Here is an 18276-nt window from a genome sequence, read left to right on the forward strand (position 1 = left end):
TCGGCTCACGGGGTGAACTGCTGGTTGGTGTTCGGGTCCTTCGTCAGGTCACACGTGCTCTGCTCGAAGGTCGGTGCCGCAGCGGCAGTCAGCTCCTTGAGCATGGTGAATCCGCCCTGGCCGTCGGCCTCCCAGAGCCGCATCGGAACGATCAGATGGTGCGTCCGGGGATCCATCTCGACCTTCCCCGACGGGCCGTCGAAACTCAGCCCCGACTCGAGCGCCGCGATCACCTTGTCCCGGTCGGTGGTGCCGGCCTTCCGGACGGCGGCAGCCCAGATCTGCCAGGCGTTCCACCCGTCGATCGCACCCGGAGTGAGAGGGTCGGTGCGCCCGGAGTCCACCCAGAGCTTCCGCAGGTCCCGGCTGTCCGGGGTGTCCAGGCTCGGGAAGTAGGGGAACGCGGTCACGATGCCGTTGGCGTCCGGGCCGAGGGCGACCTGGTCGGCTCCCAGTCCGAAGCCAGCCCCGACGACCGTGGTCGTGGCGTTGAGACCGGACGCGGCCCACTGCTTGTAGAAATTGAGGTGGGCCGGTCCGACCAGCAGGGACACGACCGTGTCCGCGCCGGAGGCCTGGATCTTCGGGATCTGGCTGGTGAAGTCGCTGTTGCTGAGGTCGAAGAATGTCGGGCCGCCGACGATGGTCGCCCCGTACTCGTCGGCCAGGCGCTTGACCCAGCCCGCGGAAATCTGGCCGTAGTTGTAGTCGGCGGCGAGCACGTACCACTTCTTCTTACCGGTGTCCGCGGCCCATTTCAGCAGCGGCGCCACGGTCTGGCTCGGCGTCTGACCGGTCATGAAAGTGTTTCGGTCGCAGACTCCGCCCTCGTAGAAGGTCGGGTAGAAGTAGAGCTTCTCCGCGTTGTCGAATACCGGGCGGATGGCCTCGCGGGCGGCGCTGGAGATCGCGCCCTGCACCATCGCCACATCCGGATCCTGCGCAGTCTGCCGCGCCAATACGGTGTAGCGGGCGACATCGGACTGGCCATCGAGCTCGTTAAGCTCGACCTGCCGGCCGAGCAGCCCGCCGTGCTTGTTGATGTCGTCGATGGCGAGCCGGGCAGCGGCCCCCATCGGAAGGCCGTAGGCGTTCAACGCCCCGGTGGCGTCGTTGATGGAGACGACCTTGATCGGCCCGCTCCCCGGCTGTCCCGAGGCCCCACCGCACGCGGCGACACCCAGCAGCCCGACCGCCAGCAGGGCGCCGGCGGACACTCTCACCATACGATTCATCGGGGTGCTCCGTATCGTTAGCGGCTGATCGCGCGGTGGACGTGAGCGACTATCGCCTCATACATCCGCCGGATCACCTCGGACTCGTCGGTCATAATGTCGTAACCGTGGTCGACATCGGACACCTCGATGTATTCGGCAAGCGCGCCGACCGCTTCGAGCTTGTCCGCATAGCGCTTGGCCTCGTTGCGTAGTCGGTCGAACTCCGCTGCGATGACCAAAGCCGGGGCGATACCCGCGATACCCTCGGCATTGTCGCCCCATGCCGGCGACACGAAACGATGACGACGCTGCGTGCGATCGGGCACGTAGGCGGTGTCGAACACCTCACACAACCAGGGCTGCAGAACCGCTTTCGAGCCCAGCGGTGACGGTTTGCGGCTGGGCGGCGTCACGATGTCGAGCGGCGGGTAGTGCAGAACCTGCAGCGCGATGGCGGGGCCGCCGTTTTCCAGCGCCATCCGCGCGACCGCCGCCGACAGATTGCCGCCGGCGCTCTGGCCGCCGACGCACAACCGCGTGCCGTCCCACTCATGCTCCTGCGCCGACGCCCACTGAACGACGTCGTAGAACTGCTCGACGGGGGTCGGGAACCTCTTGGCCGGAGCCAACGCGTAGTCCGTGTTGAGCACAACGACATTGGCATGGGCGGCCAGGAAGCGGCACCAGGCGTCGTCCTGCTGTCGGCTCCCCACGACGAAGCCGCCGCCGTGAGCGTTGACGTACACCCCGGGGGTGCCGATCGGTGACGGCGGGAGGTAGATCGTCGCGGCGACCCGGCCGTGGCGCGTTTCGATGCTGATATCGGTGGTGCGAACGCTGATCTCCGGGAACCGCGGCCCGCTGTCCGGGTGGATCGCAGCATTGATCTTGGCGGCGAACCTGCGGGCAACGATGTCGGCCACCGGGCGTCGCGACAGTACGGACATGGTCAGCCCTGGTGCTGGCGCGCGCTGGGGTGGCGCAGGTGATCGCGAACCACGATCTCCTCCGGTTCGAGCATGGTGATCATGTCCACGCCCGGAGCGCAGACGCACACCGCGACGAACCGGCTCCACGCGTTCGGATCCGGATTGGAGACCTGGTAGTGCACGACGTCGCCGCCGGGCTCCCAGAACGCCTCGCCCGCCGTGATCTCCCGGGGCTCCTCGCCCTCCAGTTCGAAGAAGATCGTGCCCTCCAGCACGTAACCGAACACCGGCCCGGAGTGGCGGTGCGGCGCGAGTCCGGGGTCGGCAGGCGGGAGTTCGACGAGCTGTGTCATCGCATGCGAACCCACGGGAATCGCGGGCGGCATGGCAGAGAGGAGATCGGTGACCTGGACGTTTCCCTTGGCCAACATGAATGTGTTTCCTTTCGGGGAGCAGCGGTGGTTCCGCCGCGGTTGTCGGTGTTCAGCCGGTGCGGGCTTGGCGGCTCGGGCAACCCACCAGTTCGCCCACGCCGCCGAACGTGAAGTGCTCGGGCGGAGCGCCTGCTGCGGCCGGTCCGAAGACGGCCCCGTACGAACGCAGGGCCGTGCTGTCGCGGTGATCGGCGATGGTGACCGATGCGCGGGGGATCACCTTCTCCCGCGTGGCAAGCACGGAGATGCCGGGGCGCATCGCGTAGGTCGTGCATTCGTCGGTGTCGCCATGGCCTGCCTCGGGTCCGGCCAGGCAGTGCCACCTGTACGTGTGCGGATCCCGGTAGAGGTGCTCGTAGCGGCGTTCGTCGCCACAGGTCCACACCACCCGGCGGCCCAGCAGTGCCGTCGTGGGAGCCGGCTCCGATCCGCGCGTCTGCAGTCCCTCGATGCGACCCGGGATGAAGGTGTGCTGCACCCTGGTCCGGCCCTCGGTCGGATCGATGATCGTGCTCACGACGGCCAGGCTGTGTCCGGCATCGAAGTCGAGGACGAGGCTGATTGCAGTATTGGGCACGTCATCACGATGATGGAATTGCGTGTACACCAATCCCGCTGCGACGTCGAATGCATCGTAGTCGCTGCGGCCGGAGGCCACCGGGTGCGGGTCGCCTGCTCCGGGTTCGTAGCTCCATGCGACGGCGGTCGTGTCGAAACGATGCGACACCCGGCTCCTGTGGGAGTTCGTGAACACGATCTCGCGGCCCGGCATGCTGCTCGACCGGACGGCCGTGTCGCCGTCGAATCCCGGCACACCTTGATCCCGTGGCGGCCCGGTCCGGGTTCTCGAGAAGTCGAGGGAATCGCCACTCATGTGCTTCTCCGTTCGCTCTGGTCCCGGCGCCGTTCAGGTGCGGATCGGGTTCTTGTCGACGTCCCAACTGACATGCAGCGCCTCCGGGCCTCGGAACGAGGTGTTGGGAACGAAGTGGAACTCCTGCTCGTCGAGCGTCATGTGTGGCAGTCGGCGCGTCAGCTCCTCCAGAAGGATGGCCATCTCGAGCCGCGCGAGATGGTTGCCAAGGCACGTGTGCGTGCCCGCACCGAAGGCGATGTGCGCATGGGAATCCCGGTCGATGTCGAATCGTTCGGGTTCCTCGAACACCGAGGCGTCCTGGTTCGCCGAGGCGATCACCATGAGGATCTTTCCGCCGGCCGGAATCGTCACACCGCCCACCTCCACGGCTTCTTTCGCGATCCTGCGCCATGCGGCAACGGAGGGATTGATGCGCAGGCACTCCTCGACCGCCGCGGGAATCAGCGAGGGTTGCGCACACAGGCGATCCCACTGATCGCGGTTGCGCAACAGGGTGACGACGGCGTTCGCGGTGGCGTTCGTCGTGGTCTCGTGGGCCGCCATCGCGCCGCCCATGACATTGGTCTGCAACCACGTGTCGGAGATGACGTCCGGGTGTTCGCGCTGCATCGTGATCGCATGGCCCAACCACCCCGGCGGGTCGTCGAGTTCCTTGAGCTTCCCGATGACACGCTCCCCCATCACCCAGAACCGGCCCAGCCCGTCAGCGGCCCGCACCTGCTCCTCGGGGCTCGGTCGCCCCCAGACGAACTCGGTCATGGACGTGGCCAGCCGACGCACGGTGTCGACGTCCTCCTCGGGAATCCCCAGGAACTGCAGGGCGACCAGACAGGGGATGTCCCAGAGCATGTCGGCGACGAGGTCGGCGTGGCCGCGCTCGGCGAAGCGATCGATGTAGGCGTTGACCGTCTCCCGGATGTAGGGAGCGAGCGGGGCGATCCGGTCGGGCATGAACGCCGCAGCGTTGAGCCGGCGGTACTGCCGGTGCTGGGGTGGATCGGAATCCACGAGGACGGGACAGGGCGCGAAGTCATACTTGGCCAACTGCGTGCCCGCCTCCTCGGACGGAGGTGTCACCGGGGCCAGTGTGATGGCCGCCGAGAACCGGTTGAACTGGCTGAAGACCGACTTCACGTCCTCGTGCCGCGTGATGACCCAGTAGTCTGAGTCGTCGTTGTAGAACACGGGTTGACGCTCGCGGGCCCACGCCAGCGACGCTCCCGGATTCTCCTGGTATTCGCGGTCGAAGAACGAGAATCCTGCGGCGGTGTGCGCCATGGGGCAACCCGTCGATCCGTGACCGCTCACCGCGGTGCTGTCCATTTCTGTCCACTTTCTTTCCAGCGGGAACGTCAGAGGTCGAGACTGATCTTCGGGCCCGCGGCTCGACTGATGCAGATCATCATGGTGCTGTTCGCCTCCCGCTCCGCGGGACTGAGAACCGAGTCACGGTGGTCGACCAAGCCCGACACGATGTTCGTCTCGCAGGTTCCACAGGTTCCCTCCGAGCACGAGAACGGGGCGGCTATCCCGACCGCCCGGGCCGCTTGGAGAATCGACTCGTCCGGTCCGATCGAAAGGGTGATACCGGTACGCACGAATTCGACGTCGAAATCGTCGGCGACGGACATGTCCGTTCGTGTCCTGGGCGTGAACCGCTCCAGGTGGATCTGGTCGTCGATGTCGAGTTCCGCGGCCATCGTCTCCACGGCACCCAGCAGGCCCTCCGGGCCGCACACGTACACCGCGGTGCGGGGAGGGGCACCGGACAGGATGCCGGCGAGATCGATGCGCCCGTGGGTGTCCTCCGGAACAAATGTCACGGCGTCGCCATGAGCCTGTTTCAGGTCGTCGGCGAACGCCATGTTGTGCCGGCTGCGGCCGCCATAGGTCAGCGACCATGAGGCGCCGGCCCGATCGACCGACTCGATCATCGACAGGAGCGGTGTGATGCCGATCCCGCCGGCGATGAACAGGTACCGCGGTGCGTCGACGAGACGGAAGTTGTTGCGTGGCCCCCGAACGGTGAGGGTCTCACCTTCGCGCACATCGCGATGCACGCGCACGGAGCCGCCTCGGCCGTCGGGCTGGTGGAGAACGCTCACCTTCCAGGACCGCAGGTCGCCGGGTTCACCGCACAGGGAGTACTGCCGGACCATGTCCGGTCCGAGGACGAGGTCGATGTGTGAACCCGGCGTCCACTCGGGGAGGTCTCGGCCGTCGGCGCGGACAAGAGTCAGCTGCGTGATGGCGTCGGTGATCGGTGTCTTCGCCTTGACTTCCATCGCGAGGTCCTCGCACTGGGATGCCATGGGAGCTCCTTCCCACGTCGGCAACTCGTTGGACTCGTACGTCGCCGCATGGCGATCTCCGTAATCTCCGTCACTGTGGGACCACGCACATGGGGGAGATCACGGTGTGGGGTACGGAGGTTGCGGATGTCCGTACCGGATGCCGCCCGCGGCAGAACGGCTCCGAGCTACAGGAGTGACCCTCCCGGCACGTCAGGTGCCGTGCGTTCGTCGTCCGGTCAGAAGGACTGCCCGATGTACCACGAAGCGATCTGGCTGCGCGAGGCGACCCCCAGGCGCGTCATGATGGCTTCGATGTGGCTCTCCACCGTGCGCACGGAGATCACCAGTTCTGCGGCTATCTGTCGGCTGGTCCGCCCTTTCGATATCAAGGCCGCGATCTCTTGTTGCCGGCTGGTGAGCACGGGTGGTGCATCCTCGGGGACCGAATCGGCGGCCCGTTCCGCCAACGCATAAGCGATGATTCCCGTCGGGGATCGCTCTGCACCCGCCTGCAGGGCCGTTGCCAGCGCGCGGGACGTCATGGCCTGCTCCAGCTGACCGCGGCAGGCGCAGTGATAGCCGGTGAGTTCGGGCCCGAACGCCGCCAAGTCCGTCCCCGTGCGCTGCCACAGGCTTCGAGACGCCCCGATCAGCTGTGCCGCTCGTTCGAACTGACCGGTTGATCCCGCGATCCAGGCGAGCAGCTCGGTCATCAAGGCGGTGCCCAATGACGGATCGAAGGCGCGGTGGTCACGGAGGGCGTCGAGGGCGGTCGCATGCGCTGCGATGAAGTCGCCCTGCATCCAGCGACCGAGACCCTGGCTCCACTTCAGGTAGGACCGCGCCCATCGTTCACCTCGATGCTGGCAGACCTCCAGCGCCGACGTGCTAACGGCCACCGCGTCCTCGCTGCGGCCGCCGAGGGAAAGCACAACGGCGTATTCGAAGGACGCCATCAGCCATTCGGCCGTCTCGCCGACCTCGGCCAGCGCTCGCAGTGCGACCTCGAAGTGACTCTCGGCCTCGGCGAGGTCGCCACGAAGCTGCGCGGCGAGTCCGCGCAGACCCCGGCAGTGGGCCGTTGCTTCAGCGAGGTGCAGCAGGGTCGCCGATGCTTCACACTCATCGAGGCGCTGCGCCGCCGCCCTGTGGTCGCCTTGGAGAAGGCACACCCTTGCTGCTACCCAGAGGGCTGCGGCCCGGGCCGGCGTGGGCACCCGGTCAGCGTCGGGTGCGTCGAGCGCTTCGTCCGCCCATCTGCGTCCCTCGGCGATATATCCATCGGCGTACCAGCGGTATCGCAGTCCCGCGATCAGCTCGAGCTGGTAGTTGCCGCCCGGGGCTGCGGTGTCGAACGCGGCTCGGAGATTTTCCCGCTCGGCGCGCATCCACGTGGCCGCGGCGGCCTGGTCTGGCCCGCACCAGGAACGGTCACAATCTTTCACCGCGTCGAGAAAGTACTGGCGGTGGCGGCCTCGGAACCTCTCCGCCTGCCCCGCCGCTGCGAGTATCTCGGCGCCGTATGCCCGGATGGTTTCCAGCATCCGGAAGCGCATCGACGACGCTTGGCTCTCGACGGCCAGGATGGACTGATTCACCAGCGAGCCCAGGAGATCGAGCGTGGGCGGCGCCGGGTGGCCGCTGTCCTCGGCGTATCCGTCGCCGCACACGCGTTCGGCCGCCGCCAGGTCGAAACTACCCGCGAAAACCGAGAGGCGGGCCCACAGCTGACGTTCCGGTTCCGAGCAGAGGTCGAAACTCCAGTCCACGAGCGATCGGAGGGTCTGCTGGCGCGGTGCGGCCGATCGACTTCCGATCGCGAGCAGCCCGAATCGGTCCGTCAAGCGTTCCAGAATCTGACCGAGTGAAAGAATGCGCAGTCGGGCGACCGCCAGCTCGATGGCCAGCGGAATGCCCTCCAACTGGATGCACAGGCGCGCCGCCGCGGCAGCATTGTCCTCGTCGAGGACGAACCCGGGACAGGCGGCCGCCGCACGTTCCTGGAGCAAGCGCATCGACTCGAACTGCGGCACGGACTCGATGCCGACCGGCTCCGCGTCCCGGGGAACGGTAAGGGGAGGTACCGGATAGAGAAACTCCTCGGTCACCGTCAGCGACGTGCGGGTGGTGACGAGGATTCGAGCCGAGGGCACCCGCCGCAGTATCGCGTTGACCAGCGCGGCGGCCCCGTCGAGGACATGCTCACAATTATCGAGGATGAGCATGAGATCGCGATCGCGGAGATATTCGATGAGCTTCGCGGTCGCGTCCCGATTCGACTGGTCAACAATTCCGAGCGCGTGGATGACGGCCGCCGGCACGTCACCTCCGTCCACGAGCGACGCCAATTCGACGAAGTACACGCCGTTCTCGAGAAGATGGTTCATCTCGTCGGCGACCTGTAACGCCAATCGGGTCTTGCCAACTCCCCCGGGCCCGATCAGGCTCACCAACCGGCCGCTCGCCAGGCGGTCGCGAATCTCCTTGCACTGCTGACGTCGACCGATGAAGCTGGTGGCGGCAAAGGGGACGTTGCCACCGCGCCGTCTCGCCTTTGACACGACACCTCCACGGGTCTGTTGAACGATCAGGAGACGGTTTCTACACTGCCTCCACCGGCGGCCCTGCACATGATGAGTTCGAACTCGATGGGGGTCAACGTCGACCGACAGCGCGCGACCACGGACGCTGCCGGGCATGGTGCGGTGGGCACGTCGTACCTGTTGGCTGTACCCGACCATCGTCGGGCACCCCACGATGGTGCCGCCGGACACCGGGGCATGATCGGCTCGCCGCCGGAGGAGGTTGCGATCTGCATGGGTGACGGTCCTGCCCCCGAACGGTCCGAGCAGCAGGACCTGCTCGACACCGAGTGGGAAACGCATCGGCCCGCAGTCTTCGGTGTGGCCTACCGGCTGCTGGGGGGTGTGGCCGATGCCGAGGACGTGACCCAGGACGTGTGGCTGCGAGCGGCCGGAGCGGATCTGCGGAGGGTCGACGATCTGCGAGCCTGGTTGATCACGGTCGCCGCGCGACGCTCCTACGACATCCTCAAGAGCGCTCGCTCGCGCCGGGAGACCTATGTCGGGCCGTGGCTACCGGAACCACTGCTGACCGGGCCGGACGCGTCGGAGCCGGTCCTCGTCGACGAATCCATCAGCTCGGCACTGCTTCTGGTCATGCAGGAGCTGGGCCCGCCGGAGCGGGTGGCGTTCGTCCTGCACGACGTCTTCGGCTTCGAGTTCGGCCGGATCGCGGAAGTGCTGGACGTCTCCGTGCCGAATGCCCGACAGCTCGCCTCGCGAGCGCGACGGCGGGTGGTGGCGGCGAAGCAATCCGCTCCGCAGGCGCCGAAGGCGGAGCGGGAACGGGTGCTGATGACCTTCCGCGCCGCCTACGAGGCCGGGGATCTGGCCGGGCTGGTCCGGCTGCTTCACCCGGCCGCTGTCTACGTCACCGACGGCGGCGACAAGGCCTTCGCCGCACGCAAGCTCATCCACGGTGGTCAGCGCGTTGCCGAAGTGATGGTGCGGGTGGGCGTCAGTGGCGTCCGGACCACATCGAGCTCGTCGAGGTCGGGGGCGAGCTCGCCCTGGTGTTCCGCCGGCAGGGCCGCGTCTACTCCGTCGACACGGTGCAGATCACCGGCGGTCTGATCACCGCGTACCGCAGGGTCATCAACCCGGACAAACTGGTTCACCTGTAGCTGTCACACGCGGAGGGGGCATCTCGTCTCCCTGCTGAGAATTCCTCCTCCTTAAGGACCTGACATGCAAGCGATCACTGTCCGGGACCAGGCCGCTGGTGTCACCGGGCTGTCTCTGACGGATCTGCCCTCCCCCCACGCGGCCGAGAACGACGTCATTGTTCGGGTGTGTGCCGCCGGCTTCACGCCCGGCGAGCTGGACTGGCCGGGCACCTGGACCGACCGCGCGGGCCGCGACCGGACGCCGAGCGTCCCCGGGCACGAGGTGTCGGGTGATGTCGCCGAGCTGGGGATACGGCATCACTGGCCTGACCGTCGGCCAGCGCGTGTTCGGGCTGACCGACTGGGCCCGCAACGGCTCGCTCGCCGAGTACACCGCGGTGGAGGCCCGCAACCTCGCACCGCTGCCGGCGGACGTCGACCACACCGTGGCGGCCGCGCTGCCGATCTCGGGGCTGACGGCCTGGCAGGGCCTGTTCGACCACGGCCGCCTCACCACGGGCCAGACCGTCCTGATCCACGGCGCCGCGGGCAGCGTCGGGTCGATCGCGGTGCAGCTCAGCCGCGAGGTCGGCGCCCGGGTCATCGGCACCGGCCGGACCACCCACCGGGACCGAGCACTCGCGCTCGGCGTCGACCGCTTCCTCGATCTCCAGACCGAGAACCTGGAGGATGCCGGCGAGGTCGACGTTGTGTTCGACGTGATCGGCGGAGACATCCTCGATCGCTCGGCCGCCCTGGTGCGCCCCGGCGGCACGCTCGTCACCATCGCCTTGCCGCCCAAGGTCCAACCCAAGGACGGGCGAGCCGTCTTCTTCGTCGTCGAACCCGACCGCGTCCGGCTCGCCGACCTCGCCACGCGGCTGGCGGACGGCCGGATCAAGCCGGTCATCGGTGCTGTGCTGCCCCTCGGCGAAGCACCCGCCGCATTCGACCCCGCCCAGCACACCCCCGGCAAGACGATCATTCGCGTCGCTGAGGACCAGCCAGGAGGCCCCTCATGATCGGACTTCGGATCGCCGGTGGCCTACTGGCCGTCGCCGCGCCGGCCGGGTCACGGCCCGCACCGCCTCGGACCATTCGGCCCACACCACGACCACAACGGACACCGTGGCATCGGAGCCCCCTCCGAACCCCTGACTCCCTGCTCGAGCAGGCCCTCTTCCCTGGCACCTCGAACACCACATGATCGGTCAAAACATCAGCGACAGTGCGCGGTAGGGTGAGACGGGCTCCGGTCGGACGGGCGGCCAACAGGCCAACCAACCGCTCCGAGCGGTTCATACACCGGACCGGCGTACCGGTCACGGTCTCACCCCGGCTGACCGGTGCCCGCGATGCCAAACCGCCACGGCACGGCTCGTCGGGCTGGGGCGAAGCCCCGTTAGTGGTCCGTCGCCTCTAAATTTCGGGGTAGAGGTGTCGGAGTTTTGGTGCGGGCGTCGATGGCGGTGAAGTGCCAGTTGACTTGTCGTTGGTCGGCGTTGGTGGTGGCCTGCCAGGCTGCGAGTTCGGTGTTGAGGAAGTCCAGGTCAGCGATGCGGCGGTCGAGGCATTGGCGGCTCAGGCTGAGAGTTCGATCTCGGCGATGTTGAGCCTGGACCCCGTGCTTGGGGGTGTGGTGGATCTCGAGTCGCTGGGCCAGGGTGAACGCCTTGGCCGGATCGAACGCCTCACACAGCGAGCTGATGGAGCGGGTGTTGAGGTTGTCCATGACCAGGACGACCTTCTCGGCGTAGAGATAGTCGCTGGTCAGGCGCCGGTCGACTTCGTGGGCCCTAGTCCACACGGGTCCGCTGCTCACGGGCGTTGGTGCAGCGGGTAGATCGGGTACGGCGCTCGCGGTCGCTATCATCAGCACGTTGGTGCAGACGAGCAGAATGCACGAAGCACGACATCCGATTCTACGTCCGTTGTCGAAGTGACTCACACCGTTCATCGCTGGCCTCGTGTGATGCCCGGTCAGCTCGGCCAGGGCGAGCCGACGATGCGCTCGACCGTCGTCGTGCGCTGGAAGCCGGGAATGAAGTGCTCGAGCACGTCGGAGTTCACGGTGCCGTTCGTGGTGTCAGGGCGGTTCTTCAGGCCCTCGATGAAGGCTCGCAGGAACTCGTTCTTGAAGTCCCCGCGTGGATGGGCGGCGAGGATCTCGTCCAGCTGATCGTGTTCCAGCCCGTCCAGGCCGAAGCCGAGCACGTCGGTCAGGACGCCAAGGTGGGTGGTCGCGATCTCTGGGGACATCCGGCCGGGGATGCCTGGTGTGGTGTGCAGCGCGATCGCCGTCCAGACGGTCTCGACGGCGGCCTTCGAGAAGCCCCGGTCCATGAGGAACTTGCGCGCGTGATCGGCGCCATCGACTTCGAAGCGCTGCTCGACGTCAGAGAAGGGCGCCAGGAGGCCGGTGTCATGGAACAGGGCTGCCAGGTAGAGCAACTCCGGGTCTGGTTCTACGCCCAGCCGGTGGGCGTGGATCAGGCTGAAGAAGTAGACCCGCCGGGAGTGGTGGTAGATGAGGGGGCTGGTCGTCTCCTGGATGAGCCTGGTCGCTTCGGCGGCCGCCGCTGTCCCAGGAATCTCCAACCCCGCGATGACCTCTGACATGATCTCTCACTCTCAGGGAACCGTCTCGAATGCGGACCGTGCGTCCGACCCCCATGCTGCTCACCGATCCCCTGTGGCGCCGCCTTCGTCCGGCCAGGAGCCACCCGGATTCGGACAGGTTCGGCGTGCTACAAAGGAACGGTGGTCATGGCTGCATCCGGCTCCAGAGGCACGGAAGCTGCCCCCCATCGCGTCGCGATCCTCGTCTACGACGGTGTGACGTTGCTGGACGTCGCCGGTCCCGCGGAGGTGTTCCGGGAGGCGAACCGGTTCGGTGCCGAGTATGCGATCGTGCTGCTGTCGCCCACCGGAGCGGACATCACGTCGAACCTCGGGTTCCGGATCGCGGTCGACGGCGCTGCCTGCGCGGAGCCGGCCCTCGACACCTTTCTGGTGGCCGGGTCCGACCGCTATCCGCGCGGCCGGGTCCCCGTCGACCTGGCGGAGGCCGCACGGATACCGGCGGCTGTGGCCGGCCGGGTCGCATCGATCTGCACCGGGGCGTTCGTCCTCGCCGCCGCCGGTCTCCTGGACGGCAAGCGCGCGACCACGCACTGGCAGGTTGCGCACGAGCTCGCCGCCCGGTGTCCGACGTGCCGCGTCGAGCCCGACGCGATCTATGTCCGCGATGGCACCACGTACACGTCCGCCGGGGTGACAGCCGGCATCGATCTGGCGCTGGCGCTCGTCGAAACCGACCACGGACCCGACCTGGCGCGCGACGTCGCTCGCGCACTGGTGGTGTACATGCAGCGTGCGGGTGGCCAGTCCCAGTTCTCGGCTCCGCTACAGGGACCGCCGCCGCGCTCGCCTGCACTCCGCACGATCACCGATCTGGTGACGGCGAACCCCCGCGGCGACCACTCGCTCGGCGAACTCGCGAAACACCTCAACGTGAGCACCCGGCACCTCACCCGGCTCTTCCACGACGAGCTGTCCACGACACCGGCCCGCTACGTGGAGAGCATCCGGTTCGACATGGCCAGGGCACTGCTCGACCATGGACACACCGCGACGCAGGCCGCGGCACGGGCTGGGTTCCCCAGTTACGAGAGCATGCGACGGATCTTCGCCAGAAAGCTGTCGATCACCCCCGCCGCCTACCAGCGCCGGTTCAGCACGACCCGCCGCGCCAACGCTGGTTAGAACCTGCCGGGCAAGTCGTGCCGCAGCGGGGCAACATTCCAACGACCGTGTGAATCGTCGTCGGGCGTAGGTGAGCCGGCGCACCACGAACAGGTGTCGCCGTCGACGACCGGCCGCCCCCACGATCCGAGTCCACGTGGCATGCACTGCCTGAGTCCGCGTGCGTCAAGACGAGTCTGCGGGCGGGACAACGGCGTCAACCGCAAGCCTGTTACCCGGTAGGCAGCTTGCAGCGCCTGCCCGGCCCGGATCCGTCGACACGAGGTCGGTGGAAAGCAGCGCCCGGATCACCTTCTCGGCCTCGTCCATCGGGGTCGCGCGGCGGAGCATCCGACGAGCGCGCACGAAGGGCCGATCGGCCCCCACTGCCAGGACGGACGTCAGCACACCCTCCCGTCCGGTCAGGACCACCCGGCGTTCCGGTCGGTCCACGTCGCCCGCGGGCACCACCCGAACGACATCACCCACCACACCGCCGAACTGGATCCTGACGTCGTACTGGTCGGACCAGAAGTAGGGCACGAGGTCGACCGGGATGCGGTCGCCGGGCGCGAGCAGCAGATTCCGTGCCGCGTGCGCACCCTGCTCCGCGGCATTCGTCCAGTGCTCGACGCGCATCCGCTGCTCGTATCGGGGGTTGTACCAGTCGACGACGTCCCCGGCCCCGGCGATGCGCGGCCCGGCGGCGAGGTATTGATCGCACTGGAGCCCCGACGAGACGTCGAGGCCGGCACCGGTGAGCCAGTCAGTCGCGGGCCGGGCGCCGATGCCGACGAGGACGGCGTCGGCGCGGACGGCTGAACCGTCGTCTAGCTCGACCACCTCGACCCGGGACGCGCCGTGCACGACCTGCACGCTGCGTCCCAAGCGGAACGCGACGCCGTGGTTGGTGTGCAGTCGTTGGAGGGCGAGCCCGGTATCGCGCCCCAGCACCGCCTGCATCGGCACCGCCAGCGGGTCGACGACGGTCACAGCAGCCCCGAGGCCACGGGCCGTGGCCGCAACCTCCATGCCGATGAATCCCGCGCCGATGATCACCAGCGCCGCGCCGTCCTCGAGGTCGGCGCGCAGCGCCAGGCAGTCTGCCGGAGTCCGCAGGGTGTACAGGCCCGGCCGGGCGCCCACTCCGGGGAGGCCGCGGGCGACTGCACCCGTGGCGACCACGAGCCCGTCGTAGGGCAGCGTCCCTGCGCTGGTGTCCAGGGTGGACGACGCGGCGTCCAGCCCGAGAGCCCGGACGCCGTGCCGGACCTCGATTCCGCGCCCGGCGAGAGCATCGGCGTCGCGCAGCAGCGCCTGCTCGCGGGTCCACGCCCCGGAGAGCAGCTGCTTGGAGAGCGGCGGCCGGTCGCACGGCGGCCCCGGGTCGGCGTCGAGCACGGTGACGGGCCCGGCGTAGTCGGCGTCGCGCAGCGCCTCGGCGGCGTGCAGGCCGGAGACGGAGGCGCCGACCACGACCACGCCGGCTCCGGTGGGCGGGAGCATGGGTTCTCCTCGGAGATGAGCGGAACGGAGCCGGGCCCCTGCCGGGAACCGGGGCCCGGCGGGGGAAGGACGGACCGTCAGCCCTCGGGCTCGTCCATCCCGTGATCGATGCCGTGCAGCCCAGCCTCGACGGCCTCCTCGACCGCGCCCCGGGTCTCGCCCGGCTCGAGGTCGAACGCGGAGGTGGACAGCAATGCTGACGCGTCGACGACGGCCGAGACGACGGCCTCCCGAGCCCCATCGACCCACTCCTGGATCAGCGTCCGGTTCGCCGGCTCGTCCGCAATCGCAGTGCGCGCGAGCGCGACCGACCAGCGGCGGCTGCGGATGGTGTCCCGGTGCAGGTTCCGGTGCATCGCCGCGGTCAGCTCGTCGCCGTTGGCGGCGGCCGCCTCCGCGAGCCGGAGGTTGAACACCGCGTCGACCGCGGGCTTGAGAAGGAAGCAGAGGCCCACGAACGACCGGCCCCAATCCCGCTCGACGAGGTGCGACTCGACGACCCTGCGCATCGGCTGCAGCGCCACCTCCTGCTCCCAGGCGCGCCGGTCGTGCACGCCGAACTCGCGCTCCGGGTAATGCAACTGCAGCTGACGGGTCTGGTACGCGATCCGCTGGATGCGGCGCAGCTCGTCACCGGCCTGGAAGGCGACCGCGTTGCTGATATAGCTCGAGGGCGCCATCGACATCACATAGGTTGCGGCCATCAGCAGTCCGTGCCCGGCGAAGCGAAACGGGGTGTAGCCATTCCCGAGCGCGGTGAGCCAGTCCGCGGACAGCTCGCCGTAGGAGCCGCGCGCCTCGTGGTCGTCGATCACGCCGTCGACGTAAGTCTCGGCCGCATCCTGCATCCGCACGTAGGTGCGGTAGACGAGCATGTCCGGGTCGCGGAACGCGTTCCAGTCCCCGCAGCGGAACGGCGACTGGTTGCGGTTCTCGACATACCATGTGTTCCAGACGTGGTCTGGGGACATCTCCCACGGCGTCTGGCCCGGCTTGTAGTGCCAATGCAGATCGTGCGAGACGAACTCGTACTCGGTGGGGACGCGCCGTTCGGTGTAGCGGCTCCAACTCCGTCGCTTCTGGGCGGGTGCGCGCTGTGCCGATGACTTGCTCGCAAGCTCGCTCATCCGGTCAGCTCTCCTTCCGGGTGGGTCGCGCCGCACCCTGCTTCGTGTGCCAGACGATCTCGTCGGTCGTGGTGATGATGTGGCCGGCGAAGAACGCCATCTGCGGTTCCACGTCCCCGATGCGGACCGGGCGTCCCGCCAGCGCGGTGAGGGTGCGGCGAGTCAACCGGCAGCGACCACGGGTGTGGATGTGGATGTAGGACCCCTCATCGCGCAGGTGGACCTCCAGGCCCGGGTTGTCCTCGGCGACCGCCTCGGCCACCAGTTCGGCCATCTCGCCGGACTGCATGATCGGCCCGACTAGCGCCAGCTCGACCGGATCGGTCTCCGATGTATGTGTGGTCATTCGACGCTCGCCTTCTGGCTGGCTGGGACAGGGGTACAGACGTAGATCTCCCCGTCGCGGACCTCCGTGGGGTACTGCGGCAGGCAGGTGGAGGTGGGATTGACCCCGGCACCCGTGCGGGCGTCGAACTCCCACATGTGGGCGACGCAGGTGATGATCTCCCCGTCGAAGTCGGCGTCGTCGAGGGCGCTGTCCTGGTGCGGGCACAGCCCGCGGAAGGCCTTGACGGTGCCATCGGTGTTGACCAGGAGCACCGCGGTCCCGTCGCCGAGGCGCTGGAAGGAGGTCTCCCCTTCCCAGAGCTCGTCGGCACCACCGGCGCTCTGCCAGGTTCCCTCCGGTCCGGTGCTCATCGGGGCGCGTAAGAGACGATCACTTCCTCCATCGGCACGATGCCGGCAGCGGATGCGGTGAGCGAGTCGTCCAGGACGGTGCCCCCGTACTCGACGCGCAGAGGGGCGTCCTGCACGGGAACGCGCCTCCCGACCGAGTGCTCGGCGCATTTGCGCGCCACCTCGGCGACCGTGTCGGTCTCCTCGACGAGGACCAGGTTGTACAGGAAGTCGCCGCGGAAGTGCGCGACGACCGGCATTGGGTTGCCCATTTCCGTCCCTCCCTCAGGCCCCACGGGCCCAGGCGTAGTCCAGTGTGTCCTTGCCGGCGACCTCGGGCGTGATGCCCATGTAGCCCAGTGCCCCGTTGAGGTCGGGCGGCTGGATCTGGCCCGTGACGAACCGGTCGACCAGCGACTCGTGGCCGAGATACTTTTCCGGCTCCTTCTCGAAGATCCACTGGCAGGGATCGGAGCAAAAGCGGTACGTGCGCCCGCCGCGGCGGACGAGGCGCAGCGGGGCCGCTTCATCGGTCCAGACCGTCATCGGCAGATGGCACAGGTTGCAGGTGACCGGCAGCGTCGAGGGCAGGGTCAGCTCCTCGCGACCCTCCCGCGCGTTCGCCGTGATCACGTCCCACTTGCGGCCCCAGTTGCGCTCCCACGTCGGGTACTTCGACGCAAGCCACTCGCGCTCCTCGGGCGAGACGCCTGCGGCCGGGTCCCACCACAGCGTCGGGCGGTAGGTCCAGGAGCCAAGGTGCATCGAATGGTGGAAGTTCTCGACCTCGTCGACGAGCTGATCCCAATACCACGGCAGCTGCAGGCCTGAGTCGAGCATGTACTTGCTGAACTGATCGAGGACCATGTCCTCCATGAACTCCTTGAAGGAGTGCCGGCGATGCTCCAGCGGCATGTAATAGTCCATCGCCATGCCGGTGAGCAGCGCGAACACCTTCCAGGTCCGCCACACCGACTTGTCAACGACGTACTGCGCATGGTCCGGGTCGCGCTTGCGCAGCACCTCGATGACCGCAGCGCCCTGCTGCGAGTGGCGCGCCTCGTCGGTCTGGATCGACTGCAGAAGTGACGAGAACTCGACGTCGCCGGCCCTGAGCGCGTCCGACGCCATGCCGAGGAACTGCAGGTTGGTGAACGCGGTCTCGAAGACGAAGGTCTCCGCGATGGCCGCGTCGACGGCGGTCCCGGCCAGGAAGAGATCGCTGAAGACCGATCGCGCTGCGATCGCACCCCACTCGTTCGTGTGGAACATCTTGTGCGCCCAGTCGAACTGCTCGTCCGACTTGACGTAGGAGTGCGGGAAGAACAGCTGCAGCTGCCCGTGCCGGATCTCGTCCAGCATCCCGAGGGTCGCCACGGAACGCCACGCCGCGGACGGGGCGAAGCGTGCGAGCTTGGCCTCCGACAACCCGGCGAAATACTCCGCCAGCGACACGATTCCGTAGTGCTGCTTGACCGTCGCCCGCCACCGGGGGTCGACACCCTCGATGAAGCGCGCGCGACCGACGGCCGTCTTGACGCCGTAGAGCCCCTCGTCCTTCTGCCGCTGGATGTCGACGTACTCACGGAAGGACACCTTGTAGGGCTCGTCCCACTCCTCCCACGCTTCGGCGGGCAGTGCGGAGGCATCGGTCGCGAACTCGGGGAACAGGTCCTCCCGACTCACATACTCGGGCGTCCAGTCCAGTTTTCGACCAAGGTCGAACCATTCCTCACGTTTAAGCTGAGGCATTACCGGATCCTTTCGAGAGAATTTCCGCGA

18 protein-coding genes are annotated in these 18276 nt (G+C 67.8%); 3 read left to right on the plus strand and 15 right to left on the minus strand.

Features of this window, described 5'->3' with window-relative positions; all coding sequences use genetic code 11:
* Positions 1-5: 5 nt before the first annotated feature.
* From ACFPFQ_RS24190 to ACFPFQ_RS24220, 7 genes are all read right to left on the minus strand, one after another.
* A complete protein-coding gene (locus ACFPFQ_RS24190) occupies positions 6-1235 on the minus strand; it encodes an ABC transporter substrate-binding protein (RefSeq protein ID WP_379622601.1) in 1230 nt (409 codons plus the stop codon).
* A 17-nt stretch (positions 1236-1252) separates the two neighbouring features.
* Positions 1253-2140: an alpha/beta hydrolase gene (locus ACFPFQ_RS24195; RefSeq protein WP_379622603.1), complete on the minus strand. Its 888-nt coding sequence runs from the start codon at positions 2138-2140 to the stop codon at positions 1253-1255.
* A 26-nt stretch (positions 2141-2166) separates the two neighbouring features.
* A complete protein-coding gene (locus tag ACFPFQ_RS24200; RefSeq protein WP_379622605.1) occupies positions 2167-2499 on the minus strand; it encodes a cupin domain-containing protein in 333 nt (110 codons plus the stop codon).
* Between the two features lie 130 nt (positions 2500-2629).
* Positions 2630-3454, minus strand: coding sequence for a MoaF C-terminal domain-containing protein (locus ACFPFQ_RS24205; RefSeq protein ID WP_379622607.1), 825 nt, complete (start codon positions 3452-3454; stop codon positions 2630-2632).
* Between the two features lie 33 nt (positions 3455-3487).
* Positions 3488-4735, minus strand: coding sequence for a cytochrome P450 (locus ACFPFQ_RS24210; RefSeq protein WP_379622609.1), 1248 nt, complete (start codon positions 4733-4735; stop codon positions 3488-3490).
* 74 nt (positions 4736-4809) lie between these two features.
* The gene (locus ACFPFQ_RS24215) at positions 4810-5742 is read right to left on the minus strand and encodes a PDR/VanB family oxidoreductase (protein WP_379622611.1); all 933 of its coding nucleotides are present in this window, start codon (positions 5740-5742) and stop codon (positions 4810-4812) included.
* Positions 5743-5987: 245 nt separating this feature from the next.
* Complete coding sequence (locus tag ACFPFQ_RS24220) at positions 5988-8312, minus strand: ATP-binding protein (RefSeq protein ID WP_379622612.1); 2325 nt, start codon at positions 8310-8312, stop codon at positions 5988-5990.
* A gap of 18 nt (positions 8313-8330) precedes the next feature.
* Between ACFPFQ_RS24220 and ACFPFQ_RS24225 the strand changes: the two genes are divergently transcribed.
* The gene (locus ACFPFQ_RS24225) at positions 8331-9407 is read left to right on the plus strand and encodes a sigma-70 family RNA polymerase sigma factor (protein ID WP_379622614.1); all 1077 of its coding nucleotides are present in this window, start codon (positions 8331-8333) and stop codon (positions 9405-9407) included.
* A 325-nt stretch (positions 9408-9732) separates the two neighbouring features.
* Positions 9733-10461, plus strand: coding sequence for an NADP-dependent oxidoreductase (locus tag ACFPFQ_RS24230; RefSeq protein ID WP_379622616.1), 729 nt, complete (start codon positions 9733-9735; stop codon positions 10459-10461).
* Between the two features lie 380 nt (positions 10462-10841).
* On the opposite strand, the gene ACFPFQ_RS24235 is transcribed toward ACFPFQ_RS24230, so the two are convergent.
* Together ACFPFQ_RS24235 and ACFPFQ_RS24240 are read right to left on the minus strand one after the other, a co-directional pair.
* Entirely contained in the window at positions 10842-11261 is a 420-nt protein-coding gene (locus ACFPFQ_RS24235) for a hypothetical protein (RefSeq protein WP_379622617.1), read from the minus strand.
* Positions 11262-11419: 158 nt separating this feature from the next.
* On the minus strand, positions 11420-12058 hold the full coding sequence (locus ACFPFQ_RS24240; protein ID WP_379622619.1) for an HD domain-containing protein: 639 nt from the start codon (positions 12056-12058) through the stop codon (positions 11420-11422).
* Between the two features lie 147 nt (positions 12059-12205).
* On the opposite strand from ACFPFQ_RS24240, the gene ACFPFQ_RS24245 reads away from it, so the two are divergent.
* Complete coding sequence (locus tag ACFPFQ_RS24245; RefSeq protein WP_379622621.1) at positions 12206-13204, plus strand: GlxA family transcriptional regulator; 999 nt, start codon at positions 12206-12208, stop codon at positions 13202-13204.
* Between the two features lie 165 nt (positions 13205-13369).
* Here ACFPFQ_RS24245 and ACFPFQ_RS24250 read toward each other — a convergent pair whose 3' ends face one another.
* From ACFPFQ_RS24250 to ACFPFQ_RS24275, 6 genes are all read right to left on the minus strand, one after another.
* Positions 13370-14689 carry an NAD(P)/FAD-dependent oxidoreductase gene (locus ACFPFQ_RS24250; protein WP_379622623.1) on the minus strand — a complete coding sequence of 440 codons (1320 nt, stop codon included), beginning with the start codon at positions 14687-14689 and terminating at the stop codon, positions 13370-13372.
* A gap of 77 nt (positions 14690-14766) precedes the next feature.
* Positions 14767-15816 carry a toluene hydroxylase gene (locus tag ACFPFQ_RS24255; protein ID WP_379622625.1) on the minus strand — a complete coding sequence of 350 codons (1050 nt, stop codon included), beginning with the start codon at positions 15814-15816 and terminating at the stop codon, positions 14767-14769.
* 4 nt (positions 15817-15820) lie between these two features.
* Entirely contained in the window at positions 15821-16162 is a 342-nt protein-coding gene (locus ACFPFQ_RS24260; RefSeq protein WP_379622627.1) for an MmoB/DmpM family protein, read from the minus strand.
* A complete protein-coding gene (locus tag ACFPFQ_RS24265; RefSeq protein ID WP_379622629.1) occupies positions 16159-16515 on the minus strand; it encodes a Rieske 2Fe-2S domain-containing protein in 357 nt (118 codons plus the stop codon). Before ACFPFQ_RS24265 ends, ACFPFQ_RS24260 begins: the two co-directional genes overlap by 4 nt.
* Complete coding sequence (locus ACFPFQ_RS24270; RefSeq protein WP_379622631.1) at positions 16512-16766, minus strand: toluene-4-monooxygenase system B family protein; 255 nt, start codon at positions 16764-16766, stop codon at positions 16512-16514. The genes ACFPFQ_RS24265 and ACFPFQ_RS24270 overlap by 4 nt, the downstream gene beginning before the upstream one ends.
* A 13-nt stretch (positions 16767-16779) precedes the next feature.
* Positions 16780-18246, minus strand: a complete 1467-nt coding sequence (locus tag ACFPFQ_RS24275) for a YHS domain-containing protein (RefSeq protein ID WP_379622633.1) — start codon at positions 18244-18246, stop codon at positions 16780-16782.
* Positions 18247-18276: the final 30 nt, after the last annotated feature.

Source organism: Pseudonocardia sp. GCM10023141 (assembly GCF_042653605.1).

Excerpts from the sequence above, each read along its gene's own strand:
- ACFPFQ_RS24190 (WP_379622601.1), bottom strand. The coding sequence starts at position 1,235 with ATGAATCGTATGGTGAGAGTGTCCGCCGGCGCCCTGCTGGCGGTCGGG.
- ACFPFQ_RS24200 (WP_379622605.1), bottom strand. The coding sequence starts at position 2,499 with ATGACACAGCTCGTCGAACTCCCGCCTGCCGACCCCGGACTCGCGCCG.
- ACFPFQ_RS24205 (WP_379622607.1), bottom strand. The coding sequence starts at position 3,454 with ATGAGTGGCGATTCCCTCGACTTCTCGAGAACCCGGACCGGGCCGCCA.
- ACFPFQ_RS24210 (WP_379622609.1), bottom strand. The coding sequence starts at position 4,735 with ATGGCGCACACCGCCGCAGGATTCTCGTTCTTCGACCGCGAATACCAG.
- ACFPFQ_RS24215 (WP_379622611.1), bottom strand. The coding sequence starts at position 5,742 with ATGGAAGTCAAGGCGAAGACACCGATCACCGACGCCATCACGCAGCTG.
- ACFPFQ_RS24230 (WP_379622616.1), top strand. The coding sequence starts at position 9,733 with ATGTCGCCGAGCTGGGGATACGGCATCACTGGCCTGACCGTCGGCCAG.
- ACFPFQ_RS24240 (WP_379622619.1), bottom strand. The coding sequence starts at position 12,058 with ATGTCAGAGGTCATCGCGGGGTTGGAGATTCCTGGGACAGCGGCGGCC.
- ACFPFQ_RS24245 (WP_379622621.1), top strand. The coding sequence starts at position 12,206 with ATGGCTGCATCCGGCTCCAGAGGCACGGAAGCTGCCCCCCATCGCGTC.
- ACFPFQ_RS24250 (WP_379622623.1), bottom strand. The coding sequence starts at position 14,689 with ATGCTCCCGCCCACCGGAGCCGGCGTGGTCGTGGTCGGCGCCTCCGTC.
- ACFPFQ_RS24255 (WP_379622625.1), bottom strand. The coding sequence starts at position 15,816 with ATGAGCGAGCTTGCGAGCAAGTCATCGGCACAGCGCGCACCCGCCCAG.
- ACFPFQ_RS24260 (WP_379622627.1), bottom strand. The coding sequence starts at position 16,162 with ATGACCACACATACATCGGAGACCGATCCGGTCGAGCTGGCGCTAGTC.
- ACFPFQ_RS24265 (WP_379622629.1), bottom strand. The coding sequence starts at position 16,515 with ATGAGCACCGGACCGGAGGGAACCTGGCAGAGCGCCGGTGGTGCCGAC.
- ACFPFQ_RS24270 (WP_379622631.1), bottom strand. The coding sequence starts at position 16,766 with ATGGGCAACCCAATGCCGGTCGTCGCGCACTTCCGCGGCGACTTCCTG.
- ACFPFQ_RS24275 (WP_379622633.1), bottom strand. The coding sequence starts at position 18,246 with ATGCCTCAGCTTAAACGTGAGGAATGGTTCGACCTTGGTCGAAAACTG.